Origin of the sequence: Altericista sp. CCNU0014 (assembly GCF_044923475.1) — a bacterium.
Classification (GTDB): Bacteria; Cyanobacteriota; Cyanobacteriia; order Thermosynechococcales; family Thermosynechococcaceae; genus JAAURS01.
In genome coordinates this window covers 782,259-803,270 of sequence record NZ_CP137338.1, presented here as the reverse complement: position 1 = coordinate 803,270, position 21,012 = coordinate 782,259, and the positions used below count along the sequence as shown (strand labels likewise).

The following is a 21,012-nucleotide window of genomic DNA, read 5'->3' as shown; positions in this document are numbered from 1 at the left end:
AATGACAGGGAAGAGTGGCGATCTCGTGATGGCGACAGCAGAATTCAGGAGACTTCCGCAGCCGCTTAAATGCCTTTGAGATATTCCAGCAATGCTTTCTTGTCCGCAGCAGAAAGCTCTGTGCCGTAGAGATGACCGCCGTTGCCGTTACTGGGCAAGCGGGTATCGTATGGGAAATAGCGCTTGCCATTTTCTGCCGCGACATCGGTTGCAAAACCGACTTTATCGGGAACGTATAGGTCGTTACCTCGATAGAAGGTAGTGGGGCGATCGCTGGGTTTTTGCAATAAATCCCAGAGCGTGGGAACAGAACCGTTGTGGAGATAGGGAGCGCGCAGCCAGACCCCATCTAAGGGTAAGTTGGCGTAACCGTCGGTTTTACGGAAATGGGTGAACCGTTGGTCTTCTCCTTGGTAGGTAATGCCCGCAAAAAGCGCGTATTGATTGGCGGCCAATTCGGGGGTGTAGGAATCCAGGCGACCGCGATCGGTGCCGATTTCCGCGATCGGTTCTATCGTTCCGGTTTTTGTCCCGCCAAAGGCATGACAGCTGGCACAGCTATTTTCGTAAAGGGTTTTGCCTTGGGTGGCTAGCTCCGCATCGATCGGGAAAGGATATTTCGGTGGGGGAACGTCAAAGAGCCAATCCCGGACCCGGTGAATGGACGCAAAATTGATGGTAGTGGGTTGGACGAGGGCTAACGCAGCACTTTTATTTCGTTCGTCTACGGAGTCATTGTTGCCGTCCCAATGCAATTGCATACCGTCCCTGGCCCGCTGTTTCCAAACGGGGGGATAGTCGGAGATGCCCTGGAGTTCGCTGTCAGCCAATTTATCCTTGGGAAAGTTGAACCGTAAGGTTTTATAGGGGGTAAAGGTATCTACTCGACCGGGACCATAGGGGGACTGTCGATCCATAAATGAAAGGCGATTGCCTTGAATCATCAGCGCGTCCTTGGTTTGGGGAATCGCCACAAAACGGTACAGGAGCTTCTCTAGAGGATTCAGGTTGGCTCCGCTCGCTTCAATGTAGGGCATCATTTCCTGAGCGTTGAAATGGGGGTCAACTGCAACGTCGCGCAGAAATTGGATATAACCGCCCAAGTCCACGTTATGAGACGGCATGGTGGAAACGAACAGCGGTTTACTGTTAGGGGACGTTCTGACCTGCCCCACGTGGCAAGTCGCACAATTTTGGGTAACGACTTCTAAACCGTTAACCTTACTTTTTGCAAAGCCAATCGGTAAGTCTCTACCAGGTTCCTGCATAAAGCCGAGGGATTGATAGCCTTCGCCCGGCAATTTGTCCGCAAACATGGTCGGGAGTACTTTCCAAACCCAATAGGGAAGCCCATTCGTACTTTCTCCGCCGATGGATCCGTAGCGGAAATGTTCGTCAATATCGGCAAAACTGGCAGAGGTATTGTTCCACGGCAACGGCCCGATCGAAAGAAACACGATCAAAAGCAGGACCAACACTATTCCACCGACAAGCGTCAATAGTTTTTGAATGAGGGTTTTCATCGTCGCACCGAGTAAATCGTGAATGAAGATCGATCCGTTTTTACAGATTGCTAACCGATTCCTGCTGATTCTAAGACGGGAAAGGGCGGGGGATCGTATACGGTCATCACCTCGCGGATCGTGGCTTCGTAGTCTCCCCCATATCGAATGGGTTCGTAGCAACCCAGCGGATTTTCCAAGGTATTCAACAGACACTTATTGCAGTAGGTACAAGGACGTTCTGGAATATCTTTGCCTGCTTGAAATTGCTGCACTAGGTCGTTATTGGCAACCAACATCCGCGCCATGCTAACGCCATCGCAAAATCCTTCGTGAATCGCCTTGCGAATCAAAGAAGCCTGTTGAAAGCCTCCAGTACAAATGACGGGAATTTTAACTGCATTTTTAATGGCCTTGGAATAGGCCAAATTGCGCCCTTGATAGGTATCTAATAATTTTTGCATTGCTTCCAAGGCCATGCCTTGCAGAAACTCCGCGTGCAGATCTTCAGCCTTGAGCGGCAGCCCGGCGATCGCGTTGGGAGCTTTGAAAACTTTGCGAGGCACGCGGTACCAAAGCAATTCAAAAATTTTGTGCAACATAGGGAATTTGAACAACAAAAAGTTGCGGAAGGTTTGGTTGCCGCTGGATAGCATGGTGTCGTAGGAACTGACGGCGCGATCCGTCGCATAGATACCTTCTAAGGGAAATGTTCCGGGTGGGTTGAGGGGATGGGGGAAAATACTGCCCACAGAGACGTGGATGGCATCAATGCCAGCTTCTTCTAGCCACTGACAAATTTGTAAAGTATCTTCGAGTTTATTGCCCTGTTTTTCGCAAGGAATGACGGCATTGTTAAAATCCTCTGCACTGATCTTCATTTGGAAGTGGAAATCGTCTCCCACCTCTTTTCGCACCGCTTCCACAATTTCCAACACAAACCGCGCCCGATTTTGCAAAGATCCGCCATACTCATCAGTACGATCGTTAATGCCGGAGCTGAGAAATTGAGTAATCAGATAACCATTCGCGCCGTGCAGCTCTACGCCGTCTAAGCCGGCCTTTTTTGCGCGTCCTGCGCCTTTTGCAAAGGCATTTACGATAGTCTTAATTTCATCTTGAGCCAGCGAACGGCAGAGCAACCCGTGAAAAGATTCTGTTTTGCCAGTGGAACTCACTGCAATCTTAGGGTTCTCCACCCCGGCAAGATCTCGCTGTCGGCCAGAGTGACTGAGTTGCATGATGAATTTACAGTCGTACTCGTGGGCCATTTCTCCAACTTTTTGCCAGAACGGGATGCGATCGTCTCGATGAATCGTTGCGTAGTTGGGGACGATTCTTCCTTCGATCGTGACTGGCACAAAAGAGGTAACAATCGCCCCAACGCCTCCCTTCGCAAATTTCCTTTCCCAATTAATGCGAGCTTGATTGCCAGAACCATCGTAATTGTCAAAACGCCCGCATATATTAGATCGAAAAATACGATTTTTAACAGTTAAGTTACGAAATTTTAACGGCTCGAATATTATATCATTCGACATCTTTAGCTGAACTCCTTTGTAGACAATATAAATCTTAATAGTTATAACTAAATGAATTCAAGCGTAAGGAATGCTATCTATTTAATGATTGATTTAATATGTATAAACTGACCTTAAGTATCAAGAAATTAATAAATCTTTAGCTTAATAGACTCATTTTCTAAGCGTCGATAAATTCTGAATATAGAGCTATTTTGTCAATTCAAACTTACTTTGTTGTCTGTACTTAAATTTTTATAAACTTAGACTGAAGACAAATCAATAATTTTCTCTGCAAGTACTTCAGAGTTTATCTAAAAAGCTGTTAATTTATATTTTATCTCAGCAAGCCGAAAGAAAAGTTCACCGCAAGTTGACCAATATAACTTTAGTGAAAGACTTCTAGAATTGTCCATAGATTGTTACAGGATTTAATATGCATGCATGAAGAAGAAAAGCAATAGACTCTTAAAGTCTGGTTAAGTCTGTTTTTCTAAGAGCGAATAATAAAGATATGTTTAAATATCGCGATTTTCTTGAATCTGCTATTACTAAAGTAGTAGATTGATACTGGAAGTTCTAAGAATTAATGTTAGGTTGTCTTAACTTAAGCGTGCAGAATGTTTGGTTTCGACTAGTTTTGACGAAAAAATACCAGTCGCTAGATTGGTTGAGAATTTAAACGCTCAAGTGATGAAGCTGTATTGACTTGATAAAAGCTCGTTTTAGATGAAGCAACTTTGGCGATCCTAAGGTTAAATCCTATTATAAAAATGCTATGACAGAAAATCTTGTCTTTTCTCAGTTATTGTGGAGGTCTTGAAAATCTTTCTTGGATATCACCTAGTGCTTTTTGTGAATAAATATTAAGGTAAATCTCGATCGAGACAATATCTATCGTCAACCCAGGCTCTAATAGTATCTGGTTTGTTCTGCAATTGTCTGGTTGATGCGGAGAGTAAGAACATTATCTTTGGCGAGCAAAAGTACTTGAATTAAAGGAAATTTGAAATGGCTACAAAACCTTGGCACGAGCGACCGACTTTTCTTGCTTTGCTGGCATTGGCGCAATTTCGCGAGCAATTGCGTAAAAATAACTTGCACGACACATCTCAATTTGCAGATAAAGAGAAGCTTCCCCATCCTGCTCCTCCAGATGGCGATCGCCATTTATCGGCGCGAATGGAGGATGGTAGTTATAACGACTTAGAACACCCTGAAATGGGAATGGTAGGAGCGCGCTTCGGTCGCAATGCGCCGATCGAAGATGCATTCCCCGATTCAAAGAATTTATTAAACCCCAATCCTCGGGAAATTAGTCGCAGATTGATGACTCGGGAAGAATTCAAACCCGCTACCAGTTTGAACGTGCTTGCAGCAGCGTGGATTCAGTTCCAAAACCACGATTGGTTTTCTCACGGCAGCAACAATCCCAATAAGAAAATCAATATCCCGCTGAAGGAAGACGATCCTTGGCCCCAAGACCGCCGTCCGATGAACATCGATGAAACCTCTCCCGATCCTTCTCGTCTGGAAGGGGACGCGTCCGCCCTACCAACCCATATCAACGAAGTGACCCACTGGTGGGACGGATCTCAAATTTATGGGAGTACCTTTGAAAAGGTGCACGAGTTACGCACCCATAAAGACGGCAAAATCAAAATTGGTGAAGATGGGTTTCTGTTAGAAGATCCAACCCATCCCGGTATTGACTTCACTGGGTTTAACGACAACTGGTGGGTAGGTCTGAGCTTATTGCATACTGCGTTCGCTAAAGAACACAACTACCTTTGCGACGAACTCAAAAAACGATACCCTGACTGGAACGACGGTCAACTATTTGACAAAGCCCGATTAATCAATGCGGCCTTAACGGCTAAAATCCATACGGTGGAATGGACCCCCGGAATTTTATCTCATCCTGCCCTCCAAATTGCCATGGCTGCTAACTGGTGGGGGATACTCGGGCAGCACGTTAAGAATTTGTTCGGTCGAGTGGGAGGGGGCGAGGCTTTGAGCGGTATTGTCGGCAGTCATCAGGATCACGGCGCTGCGCCCTACGCTTTGACGGAAGAGTTTGTCTCCGTGTATCGCCTGCATCCCCTCATCCCCGACGATTGGAAATTCTATTCTATTGCGAATGGAAAGTTTCTGGCAGAAAAGAACTTTCAAGAAGTTGCGGGGAACCGCACGCGCGGCTTGATGGCAGAAATCGATATCAACGATCTTTGGTACTCTTTGGGGATCGCTCATCCAGGTGCAATTACGCTGCACAACTATCCTCGTTTTTTACAGACGTTGGTGCGGGATGACGGTCAAACTCTCGATTTAGCCATGGTAGATGTCCTCCGCGATCGAGAGCGAGGCGTTCCTCGTTACAATAAGTTCCGAGAGTTAATTGGCATGGGACGGGTGAACTCTTTTGAAGAAATTTGTCCTAAAAATCCAGTTTGGGCAAAGGAACTGCGAGAAGTTTACAATAACGACCTCGAAGCAGTCGATTTGATGGTCGGCATGTATGCGGAAGATTTGCCCCAGGGTTTTGGATTTAGCGATACGGCTTTTCGCGTCTTTATCTTGATGGCTTCTCGCCGTTTAAAGAGCGATCGCTTTTTTACGGACGATTACCGCAAGGAAGTCTATACGCAGTTTGGCTTAGATTTCATCGATAAAACTACGATGATCGATGTCATTTTACGCCATTATCCTAAGTTGAAGCCAGCTTTATTCAGAGTTCCCCATGCCTTTGCGCCTTGGCGACGAGTAGGGGTTTCTGGTTATTAACATTCGGACTGGGGGATGGGTTGAGTCCCCCTTTATTTTTCAATTTGATCGCTTTTTTTGACGATCGCGATGGCTCGATCGATCTCTTCTGTTTCAAAGGAGATCGACATCGATCCTAAACTTATCCTTTCTAGCGAGGGAAGATCTGATGAGACAAAAAGCTGCTATTGCTCCCCTGCCTAGCGACTACGAAAGTCGATCGGCAGCAGAGAAGAAACGCTATTTATGGAATGAAAGAATTTTACCCTCTCGCTATCAAACCTTACCTCCATTGACTCGCATTGATGCAATCGGTTTATTTTTTACTGCCCTTCGAGTAAAAATGGATCTCAAAACAGATCAGGTTCCCCAGTCTTGGAAAAAAGCGATTCACGCCCACGGTGTCGTCGCTCAGGCCAAATTTTTGCCATCTCCTAATGTCCCATTTACAGGACTGTTTCAAGGTGCAGAACATTGCTTAGTTCGACTCTCTCTGACTGGCGATCCCGCAGCAAGAGGATTTGCTCCAGGATTGGCATTAAAACTATTGATCGATGGCAAACCATCAGAGAATTTTTCGGCTTTGGTTTCCTTGGCAGGACAGGGGAAGAATTACAATTTCTTTGCCAACGAAATGTCTAATATTGTTCCAGTCGTCAGCGATTTTGGTCCCCGTCTCATCAATTGGATTTTTGAGCGGGTGACCCGCTTTCCCACCAAGCTTTACTTGCAGGATTTAGCAAAGGTGGATCGGAATGGAAATCCTATTGAAACGCCCTACTTCCCCTATCAAATATTTTTAGTTCCCAACCCTAGCATTCAATTTCCTGAAACCCCCGACCGCGATTTTCGAGAAGATTTAAGCTCGATTCCCGCCGAGAGCTTGCTCTACCGAGTTTATGCAGTAGACCCTCAATCGCTAGAAGCCGATCCAGAGACGGCTGCCAAAATCGTCGATCGCAAGGATTACCGCCAGCAAGCTCGAGAAATCGGTCAGTTAATGACGACCTCTGAATTTGTGGCTTCGGAGTATGGAGATAATTTTCTGTTCTTTCGCCATCAACGATTTGGAAATCGATAGATGTATTGCAGAAATATTATTTCCTCTTGTCAGGTTCTAGAAAGACTGTCAGAAGATAATCAACCTACTATAGGGATATCTTAAACACCCAGTCTTGGTAATCGACCTCTCGATTTTCAGTGATTGCCGTAATTTTTTCCTTGAGCTGATGGGTAATGGGTTTGTCTGACGGCAAATGGTAATTTTCAATCTGCTTAATCGGCGTAATTTTAGCCGCAGTGCCGCTCAAAAATACCTCATCGGCTATCAGCAACTCCGATTTATCGACGGGACGCTCGACGACTTCGTAGCCTAGATTGCGGGCAACTTGGACAATGCTATCGCGGGTGATGCCTTCGAGGACGTCCTGATCGACGCCGGGGGTAAAAATGCGCCCGTTTCGTACGACGAAGATATTCATGCCTGAGGCTTCGCTGACCTTGCCCTGAGTGTTGAGCAGGATCGATTCGTCGAATCCCGAGGCGATCGCCTCGGTTTTAGCCAAGGAAGACGTAATATAAGCGCCGCTGATTTTGCCGCGTAAGGGGAGGCTGCGATCTTCTTGACGATACCAGGAGCTAAAGCGACAGCGCACGCCATCGGAAGGGAGATAATCTCCTAGCTCGATGCCGTAGATAAAAAAGCTTTTTTCGATATCGTGGAGCCGAGGCGTGATGCCGAGGTCGGACGTGTAGACAAACGGTCGGATGTAGAAGGGTTTGTGGGGCTGGTTTTTCTGCACGAATTCAGTAATGGCCGTCTGAATTTGGTCTGCGGGTAGATCGTACTGCAAAAATTTGGCACTTTGGGCAAGGCGCTGACAGTGACGATCTAGCCGAAATAATAAAATTTGGTCTGGGTTCTGCGGGTCCGGGATGCCTCGCATCCCGCCAAAGGCTCCCGTGCCGTAATGGAGGGCGTGAGTCGCGATTGAGAGTTTGGCGTTCTCAAACGGGATGAATTGATTTTCAAAGTAGGCGACGGGCAAAAAGTTATACATGAGCGACTCGATCGACTTCAACAGCGGAAAGCTCCTTAGTTCAGCCTATGGGAGCGGGTGCCGCATGGCAAGCGAGAGTTTAAGAACGTTTGGTAGATAGGCAGTCAATGGGGCTGTTTTGCAGGCATTCAGCCAAACCCAGAAAGCAATGGCGCGATCGCCGGATGCAACTGTGCCTCCTATATCCTTTTGAAATACTGCTGTCGTCAAAGGGCATCAGGGGATCTTGCGTTCCCATAATTTGCAAAACTGGAACGGGACGAGCAATTTTGCATGTGAGTGCCAATTGGGCCAGGAATGTAGCGGCAACCACAGCGATCGCCGCAATTTTACGAGATAGCTCGCACCCGAAAAGCCAATTGGGACTGCTTTAAGAATATTCCCTCCGGCGCGATGAGACATAGTAAGACTTCTAGCGATGCCACACTTATTTCTAAACTGTTCGAAGCAATTACTAGCAGAGCTTTTAGGCTTTACATCGGACAACTAATATTAGATGAAGCAACATAACGTTCCCGTTCACCCGCTGCAGCTCGCCTATGAATTATAAACCGATCGCCCTCCTTCGGTCGGCGTGTAACGGGATTGTTAGCGGGTTCTCGCGCCGATCGCCTCTGCATCCTAGCCATCTCTCACACCCAACCAATCGCTGCTGGGACTTGGCAGACTAACCGATCGTCTGTTGTGCGTCCTTTCAACTAATGTTGTTCTGCAAACTCAGAGAGCAACGCTGGAAAACTATCTGGCGATGGAAATTTTTTAAAGCTATGCACAGCAGATGTCATCGCCCATGACAGCTTCTCGTCCGTGTAGGTTTCGACAAATGGACTAAAAGATTGGGCATCATCCAGCATCGTCGCTCGGACATTGACGAACTCGTCCATACCTTCCGGGCGCGTGAACAGCCAACTCATGCAGTACGCACAGAAATAATGACGTGTTGTACCGTGCAGTCCACCAATGACAGGTTCACCCAACGTTATCTTGAACCCGTTGCTTGGATAAAGTGCGCTCAAACTAAAGGCACTTGCTGTCATGCGTTGGCACCCTGTGCAATGACATGCCATGGTAATTAGAGGTTCTGAATTGACTTCAAATTGAACCTGTCCACATCTACATTTACCAGTCCTATGAGGATTACTGTCTATCATCACTGACTCCCTAGCGTTTAGCTCGACTCGACAATAGTACTCTTTGTGCTAATAATCTAAAGCAACGTCTCTATGCCTGCAATGAGTCGAAAGCGGTCATCGTCACAAGTAGCAACAATCGCAGAGTCCGATCGGTCGAGCCGGGACGAAACGGCGATCGAGCATAGCGCGGGTTAACGAGATCGGGTACAGTCAGACTACAGAGTCGTTGGAAAACACCCACAGTGACGCAGCAGAAATATCTCGCCAAAATTTATGTAACGTTACGGCCTTCGGTTCTCGACCCAGCAGGCGCTGCGGTTCAATCTGGATTAGGCCACTTGGGCTACAGCAACGTAGACCAAATCCGCATTGGCAAATACATCGAGCTAAATATTACTGCCGAAACCCAAGCTTTAGCAGAAGCCCAGGTGGATCGAATGTGCGATCGGATTTTGGCAAACACAGTGGTCGAAAACTATCGCTTTGAGTTAACGGCGATCGCTGCGCACCCAGAGTCTGCCACAACTGCCACAGCAGGAGCGTAACCCATGAATTTTGGCGTAGTGGTATTTCCAGGCTCCAACTGCGATCGCGATATGGCCATGGTTGCCCGCGATCTCCTCGGTCAGCCCACCCGGATGGTCTGGCATGAAGAAACCGACATCAGCGACCTCGACGCGATCGTGATTCCAGGCGGGTTTAGCTACGGCGATTACTTGCGCTGCGGGGCGATCGCCCAGTTTTCGCCCATCATGCAGGCCACCAAAGCACACGCGGCGGCGGGCAAATGGGTATTAGGCATTTGCAACGGGTTTCAGGTCCTCACCGAAGCGAAGATGTTGCCCGGTGCTTTAGTTCGGAATCGGGATTTGCACTTTATCTGCGATCGCATCTCCCTCAAAGTCGAGCGGACCGACCTTCCTTGGACATCGGCCTATCAACCGCAGCAGGTCATCGAGCTTCCGATCGCCCACGGAGAAGGCTGCTACTATGCCGATGCCGAAACTCTTGCAGAACTGGAGTCCCACGGCCAAGTCGTCTTGCGCTACTGCGATGCCACAGGAAACCCGACGGAAGCGGCAAATCCAAATGGGTCTCTCAATAATATTGCAGGAATTTGCAACCGTCAGGGAAACGTATTGGGGATGATGCCCCATCCAGAGCGAGCTTCGGATCCGGCGCTAGGCGGTATAGACGGGCTGCTGCTGTTTAAAGGACTGTTAGAGTATGCCTAGGTCTAGGTTGTTGTCTTGGCGTTGCACTTCATTTTTGAATTTACAATTCCTCTTTTTGTCAGTCTATAGCGACATCTAGTTGAAATTAAAAAGCGGTTGCCCTCCATCGAGATAGGGCAACCGCTCAGACAAAAGGCAGCTTACTTCAGAGCAGCAGCAGGAGGTCTGTTGATTTTCGATTCCGTACAACCGACTGGAGCCTCATTTGTTTCGATTAAGAAAGATGCGCCATTTTTACCGCACATGGCTAAAGCGGCTGTTGAGGTTCCAGTAGAGGTGCTTGAAGTGGGATCGGAAACCGCCCCGCTTCCCGACGGAGAAGATTTATCGCCACTTGTTGGACTCTCAGGCGTGCCAGGCGTGCTGGGAGGTGTCGCGGGCGGTTCCGCGGGAGTACTTGGGGGTGTCTCAGAGGGAGTACTTGGGGGTGTCTCAGAGGGAGTACTGGGAGAAGTACTAGGCGGCATCGCCGGGGCAGTCTCTGGAGGAGTGGTTGGAGGAGTGGTTGAAGGCGTCTCTGGAACTGTGCCGGGAGTGCTTGGCGTCACCGGAGGAGTGGTTGAAGGCGTCTCTGGAACTGTACCGGGAGTGCTCGGCGTCACCGGAGGAGTAGTTTGCGAAATGAGGACCGGGCTATCTTTCTGCGCGTGGCCCGCTAAAACCGACCCAAAGGTTGCAGTGCTCAGCACCAGTAATGAAACTAGACAATTGGAAATTTTCATGAAAATACCTCAAATTTTCTTACTTCTTTCTTGCGTGACCGCTTACGTTAAACCTCGGTTATAAAGGAACGTGGGACATCAAGGAATTAGAAATGCCAGCAGAAATTAAGCTACTAAGCCTTCTAAATGTATAGACAAATTGTCATAAATAAAGTTTCAATTAATCAGCTATTCTTATACTTGAAATCAATGTCATTCGATCGTGTGATGCTTGCAGTGGCTCAGATTGGCGTCTCGCAAGGGGGATATCGCATCCTCAACCCAAGGGGGAGAGATTATTTTCTCCGGGGTTGATCGTCCCGCTAAAACCCTGTTGTGGCGTCCATTGAATCGTGCCGTCTCTCTCTGTCCAGAACACTTTTGGAACCGCTTCAGCAGAGATCGCCGCTGGATTCATCCGTTGCCCCGATAAAATCAGCGTTTGGGGTTTGAGTTGGGCGAGGATCTGTAGAGAAATCGGCGCTCCCCTCCACCAAAGCACCTGGATGGATGGAAGTCGGACGGTCGTCAGCCAAGCGGCAAAATCGGCCTCAGTGCTGCCATCGACAAGAAGCCATTTCTGAGGCCCGATCTGAAGTTCTAGGGTTGTCGGTCGCGCCCGCCACAACACCATCTCAATGTGGCCAAGGGTCAGACGTTCGTGAGGGTTCACCTCGATCTGCCTTTGAGGCCGCAGTTTTTGCGGTTCTTCCGTCGCTGCCTGCGGGATGCAGCGACTCAACACCTGAATGGGAATTTTTCGCAGAAGCGATACCCACCCAGAACGATCGCTGGGCGTATCGACCGTATCGATCGCCCAGTCGATGCGGTTGATGCCCTCCTGCTGTAAAAACGGAACCAGAAATTGACTGGCGTTGAGGCGATCGCCGCTATTCATCACAACCGTCCCTTGAGGATGCTGAATCGCCATCATGGGCGTTTGCGTTTGGTCGAATACCGTCACTGAAAACCGCTGGGTCTGCACCTGCCAGACAGGAACCGCAACGAGCAGCAAACCAATGGCTGCCGCTAACCGCCAATATTTCCGGGATTGAGGCACCAGCCAAACCGCAACAATGCAGCCGTAAAGGGCCAAAAGCTGAAGCAGAGAAATGCGACCGAGGGCCAAGGAATGGCCGGGAAGCTGACCGATGCCTCGGACGATCGCGATCTGAAGTTGAGCGGGCCAGTACAAAACCCAAGCCAACCCGCTGCCGAACTGCGGCCAAACCAACGCAGCCAAACTGCTCGCAAACCCTCCAACCGTCAGTAAAGACAGGAGCAGCGCAGACATCACATTGGCCATCAAGCCGTAGAGCGGCAGAACCCCAAAAACATAGAGTTGAAGCGGCAAGGTCCAGAGCGTCGCGGCCAAAGGTACCGCGATCGCGGAGGCAATCGTCGGTGGAAGCCAGTCTAAAGCTGCTGCGAGTGGCGATGCCGAAGCGAGCAACCCCAAGGTTGCGAGAAAGCTGAGCTGAAATCCTAAATCCCAAATCCAAAAGGGTTTGAAGAGGAGCATCAGAACGGCAATGACCGCTAAAGCCGGAATGGGGCGAATTTGGCGCTCTAGCAAAAGGGCAACCAAACTCGCGCATCCCAACGCGATCGCGCGCACGATCGACGGATCGGCACCGCTCAAGAACCCGTACAGCAGCAACGCTCCGCTGCCAACCGCGACCAGCCACCCCGTCGAGAGCCGCGATCGCCCCACCCCCAGCACGACTGACAAAATCAACGACACCTGAAACCCAGAGGCTGCGAGCGCGTGGGCCAACCCTGACTGAATAAAACTATCTTTGAGATCGTAAGGAACATCCGCCGCATCTTTGCCCAATACCAGCGCGCCGATGAGCGCCCCCGTCCGCGCGTCCGTCCCTTTTTGCAGCGATCGCACGATCCGCGCCCGGATGGCCCACCCGCCCCAAGCACCGCCTTCGCGATCGACTCGCACGGTCGCTCCCTTTAGCCCCGCAAACGCACCTTCTCGGGATAAATACGTCGCAAAATCGAACCCGTGGGGCCGCGTCGCTCGTTGCGGTCGGTAGAGCGATCCGGCAATGGTAACGGTTTGACCGGGATGCAGTTCCCTTGCCGCTTTGCGAGGGACAGTTGCGAAGACATTGCCCGATACGGTTTGAGGATTGCCCCGCGCTCCGCGAGCTTGGCGCGCGGTCAGCCACAATTGCGCCGTGCCTCTGCGCGTGAGGGCGGGACGGCTTTGGATGGTGCCAGTCACCTCAGCCCTCACGCTGGTCTGAGCGGACGGCACCAAACGGCTGATATCATTAGAGGCAGCATAGGGCAAGGAAATTTGAAGGTACCCCGCCGCCAAAAGGCTGACGAGCGATGCAACAGCCCACCAGCGAGAGGGCGGGCCGCGCCACCACGCCTGCGGTAAAGCTATTTTCTGCCGTTGTAGGAACTGCCGCGCTGCGGGCGATCGCACCCAGGCAACGGTCAATCCCAATCCAGCAACCAGAAGGTTTCCCAGCGGCAAGCCTGAAACGAGGAGACCTAGAATGTAAGCACAGCAAAGCAGCGCAATTGCGGATTCCTTTGGCCAAAACGATGCAGGCATTAATGCTTGGAAACAAAAGGCTCGAAAAAGCAGACTTTAACAAATATTGGCTTCATTCAATCATCGGTTCTTTTTAAGCGCTTTAGCAATAGCATCCATTATTCAGTGCGGCCAGTCGATCTCCTACAAAATGTTTCACGAGAGACGTTGGAGCTAGCCAACCTTTTCCTTAAAAGCTTTTGCTCCTTCTAGAGGCAGATTGCAGCCTTCAAGAAATCCATTACCATTAGTTATGTAAACTTTTGTGTCACCTTTTCAGTTCGCTCCCTCACCCGATCGGTCCCTCGTCTAAGGATGCATTTATGCGGCAGTCTTCCCACACGTTCGATCGCGCGAGAGCAAATCTCGGAGGACTGTTCGTTTTATCGAGCCTGCTGGTAGGGGCGATCGCGGGATGCGGTTCTCTGCCTAAAGAGGAAGCGGACGCCCAGACCCGACGCGGCCAAAACGGGCAGCAAAATCAAGGACCGGCTTCGGTCGATGTGGGGGTTGCTCGCGCAGCCGCATCGGAAGGGGGTCTAGAGTATGTCGGGACGACACAGCCCTACCGTCAAGTTTCGCTGCGCGCTCAGGTGGAAGGCCAGCTATTGAGTTTGCGCGCGGATGTGGGTGATGCCGTGACCCAAGGGCAGGTGCTGGCACAAATTGACGATAAGGTGCTGACCACAGCCGTTCTCGAAGCGACCGCAGAAGTTGCAGCTCTGGATTCAGAAGTGGCACAGGCCCGCGCCCAAGTGAGCGATGCCCTGCGGCAGGTGGAGTCTGCGCGGCTGGAGCTCCAGCAGGCCGAAGCCGATCGCGCGCGATTTGACAAGCTTTACAGGGCTGGGGCGATCGCCCAGCAGCAAGCAGAACAGGCCCGAACCGAAGCGGGAACGGCGCGACAGGCATTGCGCTCGGCGCAAGAAGTGGTACGAACCCGGCAGCAGGCGGTAAGCGCAGCCGAACGGCGCGTCAGCGCCCAACAAGCCGTTATCGCCCGCGAGCGGGAGCGTCAGTCTTACACGACCCTGACTTCCCCCGTGAATGGCGTCGTGCTGGAGCGAGTCTCCGAACCTGGCAATTTGGCCCAGGCAGGCAGTGAAATTTTGAAGTTGGGGGACTTCAGCCAAGTGAAAATCGCCGTGCAAGTTTCGGAGCTGGAGTTGAGCGAAATTCGAGTCGGTCAGCCGGTACGCGTCAGGCTAGATGCGTTTCCTAAAGACACCTTCAGCGGTCGGGTCAGCCGCATTTCTCCAGTGGCGGATCCGACCGCAAGGCTGGTCCCTATTGAGGTCGCTATACCCAACGTGGGGCAGCGCATCGGCAGCGGTTTGCTGGCACGGGTGAGTTTTGGACGGCAGGCCGCGCGCTCGATCCGGGTGCCGGAGACTGCGTTTCAAACCAACCGCAGGCGCGGGGCGCGGCAGGGCGGCGGCGATTCTTCCAATCGCGAGCAGCCACCCCGTCAGGCTGGCACCCTTTATATCGTCGAGGGTGCGGGCGATCGCGCTAAGGTCGCGGCCCGCAACGTCACCCTAGGCCAGCGTCAGGACGGACAGGTAGAGGTAACAACTGGGTTGAGGCCCGGCGATCGCTTTGTTCTGCGCAGCAGCAAACCGCTCAAAAATGGCGATCCGGTGCGATTGAGTATTTTGTCGGAACCCGCAAACGCACCTTCCAACGCTGCAAAGCCTGCCGGGCGATCGTGATCTTCTCAAAATTTCTTCAGATACCCACCCCTTTACTCCTCGTCCCTGCAACCTATGACGAACAACGCCAAACCCACAGGCTTCAGTTTGAGTGCCATTTCGATTCGTCGCCACATTGGGACGCTGATGTTGACCTTAGCTGTGATCGTCATGGGGGTATTTTTCATCTCGACGCTTCAGGTCGATTTGCTGCCATCCATTACTTACCCCCGCATCGGCGTGCGAGTGGACGCTCCTGGTATTTCCCCGGACGTGGCCGTTGATGAAGTTACAAAGCCGCTAGAAGAGGCACTTTCTGCCACGGAAGGCGTGGTGCAGGTGTACTCCCAAACGCGAGAAGGGCAGGTGAGCCTCGACCTATTTTTCGAGCCGGGGGGCAACATCGACCAAGCGCTCAACGATGCCACTGCAACTTTCAACCGGGCCAGAAACCAGCTCCCAGATACGATTGAGGAGCCGCGATTGTTTAAAGTGGATCCTTCCCAACTACCCGTTTACGAATTTGCCCTGACGTCTCCCGCGCTCAAGATTTCGGACCTGCGCGTCTTTGCAGATGAAGAGTTAGCCCGCGAATTGGGCGTGGTTTCAGGCGTCGCCGCAGTGGATGTCTCGGGCGGCGTCGAAGAAGAGGTGCGGGTATTGGTCGATCTCGATCGGCTGCAGGCCCAAGGGGTCGGACTCAATGCCGTCCTCGACGAACTAGAGGCAACCAATCAGGATGTGTCTGGAGGCCGGATTCTAGGGCAAAACTCCGAACCGCTGACCCGCGCGATCGGTCGGTTTCGGGAGGCAGCTGAAATCGAGAACATTTCTTTTGAGGTTGGCGGCAACCTGCCCGAGAGCGCTAACAACAATACCCCTACAACGGTTGAAGGCAGCTCGCCCGCGAGTAGCACTGCCGTACCTGCTCGACGGGTTTATCTGCGGGACTTTGCCCGTGTCATTGACGGAACCCAGCAGCAGCGCGTGTTTGTGAACTTGAACGGACAGCCCGCGGTCAAAGTTAGCATTCAAAAGCAGCCAGATGCCAACACGATCGCAGTGGTCGAGGCGGTCAAACAGCGAATCGAACAGCTCCGCCAAGCCGAAACGATTCCTCAAGACATGAAGCTGCTGCCGACGCTGGATGAGTCTGTATTCATTCAAAACGCAATCTCTAACGTCACCAGCTCGGGGTTGATCGGGACTGGGCTGGCGGCGATCGCCGTTCTCCTCTTCCTCGGTTCTCTGCGTCAAACCCTCATTATTGTGGTTTCCATTCCCCTGGCGACCCTCGCCGCCATTATCTTGATGGGCGTCTTCGGACTATCGCTGAACGTGTTTAGTTTGGGAGGATTGGCGCTAGGGGTGGGGATTGTGGTGGATAACTCCATCGTGATGCTGGAGGCGATCGCCGAGGGTGCGGACATGACCCCTGGCAAGGATACGAAATCGCGCCTCGGTCTAAACCAACTGATCCAGCGCTCCATTCAAAGCAGTCAAGAAGTAGAGTCTGCGCTGTTGGCATCCACCAGTACCAACTTGGTGGCCGTCTTACCCTTTTTGCTGATCGGCGGCTTCATCGCGCTGTTATTTAACGAGCTCATTTTGACCATTAGCTTCTCCGTCGCTGCCTCGATCTTAATCGCCGTCACCGTCGTGCCCATGCTGACCTCGCGGTTGCTGGCGATCCGCTGGTCGAGTAATGTGGGTCGATTATGGGTTTTAAGTCAGTTTAACCGCCGCTTTGAGGACTCCGTGCGCGGATACGCTGGCTTTTTAGAATGGGTGCTATCCAGACGCTGGCTCGTTGTCGGGCTCGTTGTTTTGGTGTTTAGCAGCAGCAGTTTTTGGATGGTCGGCCAAATCCCCCAAGAAATTTTGCCGCGCATCAATACCGGACAGGCAAACTTAAACGCGCAGTTTCCGCCGGGGACGCCCCTTGAAACCAGCCGTAAGGTGATGGAGGCGACGGACAAGCTGTTAATCGAGCAGCCCGAGACAGAGTACGTGTTTACCACTATCGGCGGCTCGCTGTTCGGTAACAACACCACTGAAAATCCGCTCCGCAGTTCTAGCAACATCACCCTCAAACCCGGCACCGACGTCGAAGCGTTTTCCGAAAGAATGAGCCGAGCGTTTTTGAAACTAAATTTAGTGGGGATTCGCCTGCGGATCAGCCCCGGTCAAGTGCGCGGCTTGATTTTGAGCAACTCTCCGGTGCGAGGAGCAGAGGTCGATGTCATGCTTCAGGGGGCGGACAGCACCGTCTTGGAAGAAGCAGGCCAGCAAGTGCTGCAAGCGCTGGAGGAGCGAGCCACCCTAACCAGTTTCCGTCCCGATGCCGATGCGCGCCAGCCGGAAATTCAAATCCGTCCCGATCGCGAACGGTTGGCGGCCCTCAATCTCAACACGCGCTCCATCGGCGAAACCTTAGAGACAGCCATTCAGGGGACGGTTGCCACGCAGCTTCAGCGAGGGAATCGCTTGGTAGACGTGCGCCTAGAACTCGACGAAGCTTCCATTCAGCGTCCGTCCCAACTCGAGCGCCTGCCGCTCTTTGTGGAAGGAAATCGCCAAGTCCGCCTGGGAGAGGTGGCTCAAATTGAAGCGGGCCAAGCCCCCGGTCAAATTCAACGGATCAACCAGCGGCAGGTATTTTTAATTGCAGGGAACTTAAACGAGGGGGCGACCCTGGGGAACGCACTGGCCCAAGTCAACGAAGTGGTGAGCAGTTTGGACCTACCTGAGGGCGTTAGCTTGCTCCCGAGCGCCGCGTCGGAAAGCAATCGTCAGTTGCAAAGCACGCTCCCGATCTTGGGCGGCTTGGCAGCCTTTCTCGTCTTTGTCGTCATGGCGGTGCAGTATAACTCCCTGCTCGACCCGCTCGTGATTATGTTTACGATTCCGCTGGCGTTGGCGGGCGGCATCTTCGGGCTGTTTGCGACCCAAACGGCGATCGGGGCGACGGTGATCGTCGGCGCGGTGCTGCTGGTCGGGATTGTGGTCAACAACGCCATTATTATGATCGAGCTGGCCAACCAAATCCGCGAACGCGAGGAATGCAGCCGCCGTCTTGCCATCCTGAAGGCCGCCCCTCAGCGACTGCGCCCCATCCTAATGACGACCATTACGACGGTGTTGGGAATGTTTCCCTTGGCCCTAGGCGTGGGGCAGGGGGGAGAATTCTTGCAGCCCTTGGGCATCGTGGTCTTTTCTGGACTCTCTCTAGCAACGGTTTTGACCCTTTTCATCATCCCCTGCTTTTACTTGCTCGTTCACGATTTGTTCGACTGGCCTTTCAATCGGAAAAAAACAGATCTAAAAGCAACTCGCACCCCCACTCTCCTACTCCCCGAACGCAATGATAGGGTGAAGTTGTAATCTCGATGGCGAAGGCATGACTCAGACAGATGCCAGACAATTTGCTCCGGCCACCCAGCGCAACCGCGAGCCTATCCTTGCGGTATTGCGACGGGTTTTACCCCAGGAGGGCCTCGTTCTAGAAATTGCCAGCGGGACGGGAGAGCATGCCGCGTTCCTGACTCCACTGCTTTTCCCGCGTTACTGGCTTCCCAGCGATGCCGACCCCGAAGCGTTGAAAAGCATTCGGGCTTGGCAGGACGATCGGCCCGCAGAGCGCTTGCTCCCTCCCGTTGCGTTGGAGGTGAGCCAAGGAGATTGGCCTGACAAGGCTAAAGCGGCGATCGCCCTGCATGCCCCACCCCTTGCGATTTCAGCCATCGCGAACATCAACATGATTCACATTTCGCCTTGGTCTGCCACTTTGGGTTTAATGGCAGGGGCCGAGGCCCTTTTGCCCGATGGGGGCGTGCTCTATCTGTACGGGCCGTACCGACAAAAGGACGTGCCGACGGCGCTGAGTAACGAAGCTTTCGATGCAAGCCTGCGATCGCGCAATCCAGAGTGGGGTTTGCGGAATGTAGAGGATGTTGTGGCCGTTGCGGCGCAGCGCGGTTTGCATCTGCGCGACATCATTCCCATGCCTGCCAACAACCTCTCCGTCGTATTCGAGCGACGACGAAGATAAAGGCGCTCTCAATTCCCCCTAGTTTGCACCGCTTCAAGCTAAAACCCAACGCCCAGTCTTTATGATTGAGAGAAGATCCGTCCGAAACTTGCAACTCCTATGAGCACCGCCCCCCTCAGTTGGCCAGAACTAGAAGCCCTGACAGACTTTCACATCGATCCGGTCAACGGTCCCACCAACGCCCAATCCCGACTGCGCTTATTTGGAAAAACCGAAGCTGACGTGCGGGTGACGCTATACCGCGATAACCATGCTTGGTGTCCCTACTGTCAGAAAATCTGGCTGTGGTTAGAGGAAAAGCAAATTCCCTACCGCATCGAAAAAGTGACCATGTTTTGCTACGGGGAAAAAGAAATTTGGTACAAGCGCAAAGTCCCATCGGGAATGCTCCCTGCCCTTGAATTAGACGGTCGCATCCTCACAGAAAGCGACGATATTTTGATCGCCCTAGAGCGAGTCTTCGGTCCCTTGGGATCGGGCATGGAAAACCCCGACGTTCTTCCCCTGCGACGGCTGGAGCGACTTTTATTTAGAGCTTGGTGCAATTGGCTGTGCTATCCGTCCCGCTCAGCGCGAGAAGAACAGCAGAACCGCGACCAGTTTGTCAGCGTCGTCGCCCAGGTTGAAAACGCCTTAGGTCGCACCCCAGGTCCCTATTTCCTGGAAGAATTTGGCACCGCAGATGTCATCTTTACGCCCTACGTCGAGCGCATGAACGCCAGCCTTTACTACTACAAAGGCTATTCCCTCCGCGAAGACAATTCCCAACTTTTGGCCTGGTTTGACGGCATGGAAAGCCGCCCCACCTATCGCGGCACCCAGAGCGATTTCCACACCCACGCCCACGATTTACCGCCGCAGATGGGCGGATGTTGGGAAAACGGCGAACCGCAGATGCAGCGCAATAAGACGCGGGTGGATAACGGCCCTTGGTTTGGACTGCCCGATGTCGCTTATCCAGAGCCTGAAACCTCCCGCGCCGAGGCGCTCCAACGGGTGCTCAAGCACCGCGCTAACATCATTCGGGTGAATCCTGCCGATGGCGCGCTCTTCGATGCAGCCCTGCGCTGCGCCCTCACTCACCTCATCACGGGCGAAGTTTGTCCGCCGCCTGCCGAGTCCGATATTGCCCTGCGATATTTACGCGATCGCATTAGCGTCCCGCGAGACATGTCCATCTATGCGGGCAAGCGGTTGAGGGAGTCTCTAGAGGCTACGGCTGCGCTGGTTGGCGATCGCCAAGGTCCACCCATCCCCCTGAAGCACCGCCGCGATCAAGATCCCGTTCCCTTTGCCAAACCCTAAGCATGGGCGCGATAGGCCCCCGTCTCGGGATAAAACGGCTCATTGCTCTCTGCGATCGCGGCGCCCAGGTGTTCCAACATCTCCCTGAGAACGGGATCCGGCGAGAGCTTTAGGGCCGTCAGCGTTACCTCTACCGGAACGTGCCGGTTGCCCAAGTGATAGGCCATTCTCAGTAAATCCAACGGCGATGCCGCCTCCACACTCAAGACAGGCTCTGCTTTAGCCCGGACCCGCACTCGCCAATCGGCTGTTGCGGTTGTCAGGAGGTCGCCTTCCTGCAAAACCGTTCCGCGAGGGAGATCGAGCAATAGTTCGATCCCATCTTCGGTTTGGCAGCGATAGCGCGATCGCAGTCTTTCTTCTGCACTGAGAACCAAGTCTCCTTGCACGACCTGTTCTGCATTGGGAGATTGGCGCTGGGTCAAAGCGACGATAGCAATTTCCTGGCTCATGACGGATGGCAAACGACTGCGGCGGCTAGTCCCATCATT

Annotated in this window: 15 protein-coding genes; 8 read left to right on the top strand and 7 right to left on the bottom strand. The window is 52.3% G+C overall.

Translation table 11 applies throughout. The features are described 5' to 3' along the window. Positions 1-65: 65 nt before the first annotated feature. Entirely contained in the window at positions 66-1,523 is a 1,458-nt protein-coding gene (locus tag R6H26_RS04005) for a c-type cytochrome (RefSeq protein WP_404788544.1), read from the bottom strand. Positions 1,524-1,573: 50 nt separating this feature from the next. After that, positions 1,574-3,043, bottom strand: coding sequence for an NADH:flavin oxidoreductase (locus tag R6H26_RS04000; protein WP_404788542.1), 1,470 nt, complete (start codon positions 3,041-3,043; stop codon positions 1,574-1,576). A 990-nt stretch (positions 3,044-4,033) separates the two neighbouring features. On the opposite strand from R6H26_RS04000, the gene R6H26_RS03995 reads away from it, so the two are divergent. Then, positions 4,034-5,806 carry a peroxidase family protein gene (locus tag R6H26_RS03995; protein ID WP_404788541.1) on the top strand — a complete coding sequence of 591 codons (1,773 nt, stop codon included), beginning with the start codon at positions 4,034-4,036 and terminating at the stop codon, positions 5,804-5,806. 148 nt (positions 5,807-5,954) lie between these two features. After that, complete coding sequence (locus R6H26_RS03990; RefSeq protein ID WP_404788539.1) at positions 5,955-6,866, top strand: hypothetical protein; 912 nt, start codon at positions 5,955-5,957, stop codon at positions 6,864-6,866. A 67-nt stretch (positions 6,867-6,933) separates the two neighbouring features. Here R6H26_RS03990 and R6H26_RS03985 read toward each other — a convergent pair whose 3' ends face one another. Both R6H26_RS03985 and R6H26_RS03980 read right to left on the bottom strand, forming a co-directional pair. Further along, positions 6,934-7,845: a branched-chain amino acid transaminase gene (locus R6H26_RS03985; protein WP_404788537.1), complete on the bottom strand. Its 912-nt coding sequence runs from the start codon at positions 7,843-7,845 to the stop codon at positions 6,934-6,936. 698 nt (positions 7,846-8,543) lie between these two features. Then, entirely contained in the window at positions 8,544-8,912 is a 369-nt protein-coding gene (locus tag R6H26_RS03980) for a GFA family protein (RefSeq protein WP_404791198.1), read from the bottom strand. Between the two features lie 308 nt (positions 8,913-9,220). Between R6H26_RS03980 and purS the strand changes: the two genes are divergently transcribed. Continuing rightward, a complete protein-coding gene (gene purS / locus R6H26_RS03975; RefSeq protein WP_404788536.1) occupies positions 9,221-9,523 on the top strand; it encodes a phosphoribosylformylglycinamidine synthase subunit PurS in 303 nt (100 codons plus the stop codon). A 3-nt stretch (positions 9,524-9,526) separates the two neighbouring features. Then, positions 9,527-10,213 (top strand): phosphoribosylformylglycinamidine synthase subunit PurQ, encoded by a 687-nt coding sequence (gene purQ, locus R6H26_RS03970; RefSeq protein ID WP_404788534.1) that lies wholly within the window; start codon positions 9,527-9,529, stop codon positions 10,211-10,213. A gap of 140 nt (positions 10,214-10,353) precedes the next feature. Here purQ and R6H26_RS03965 read toward each other — a convergent pair whose 3' ends face one another. Next, complete coding sequence (locus R6H26_RS03965) at positions 10,354-10,935, bottom strand: hypothetical protein (RefSeq protein WP_404788532.1); 582 nt, start codon at positions 10,933-10,935, stop codon at positions 10,354-10,356. Between the two features lie 256 nt (positions 10,936-11,191). Continuing rightward, the gene (locus tag R6H26_RS03960; protein ID WP_404788530.1) at positions 11,192-13,495 is read right to left on the bottom strand and encodes a ComEC/Rec2 family competence protein; all 2,304 of its coding nucleotides are present in this window, start codon (positions 13,493-13,495) and stop codon (positions 11,192-11,194) included. 302 nt (positions 13,496-13,797) lie between these two features. On the opposite strand from R6H26_RS03960, the gene R6H26_RS03955 reads away from it, so the two are divergent. The 4 genes from R6H26_RS03955 (at position 13,798) to R6H26_RS03940 (ending at position 20,521) form a co-directional block, all read left to right on the top strand. After that, complete coding sequence (locus tag R6H26_RS03955) at positions 13,798-15,186, top strand: efflux RND transporter periplasmic adaptor subunit (RefSeq protein ID WP_404788528.1); 1,389 nt, start codon at positions 13,798-13,800, stop codon at positions 15,184-15,186. A gap of 54 nt (positions 15,187-15,240) precedes the next feature. After that, the gene (locus R6H26_RS03950; RefSeq protein WP_404788526.1) at positions 15,241-18,549 is read left to right on the top strand and encodes an efflux RND transporter permease subunit; all 3,309 of its coding nucleotides are present in this window, start codon (positions 15,241-15,243) and stop codon (positions 18,547-18,549) included. A 16-nt stretch (positions 18,550-18,565) separates the two neighbouring features. Further along, on the top strand, positions 18,566-19,216 hold the full coding sequence (locus R6H26_RS03945; RefSeq protein WP_404788524.1) for a DUF938 domain-containing protein: 651 nt from the start codon (positions 18,566-18,568) through the stop codon (positions 19,214-19,216). 99 nt (positions 19,217-19,315) lie between these two features. Next, positions 19,316-20,521 (top strand): glutathione S-transferase family protein, encoded by a 1,206-nt coding sequence (locus R6H26_RS03940; RefSeq protein ID WP_404788522.1) that lies wholly within the window; start codon positions 19,316-19,318, stop codon positions 20,519-20,521. On the opposite strand, the gene ureE is transcribed toward R6H26_RS03940, so the two are convergent. Next, positions 20,518-20,973, bottom strand: a complete 456-nt coding sequence (gene ureE, locus R6H26_RS03935) for an urease accessory protein UreE (protein ID WP_404788520.1) — start codon at positions 20,971-20,973, stop codon at positions 20,518-20,520. The genes R6H26_RS03940 and ureE overlap by 4 nt on opposite strands. Positions 20,974-21,012 lie beyond the last annotated feature (39 nt).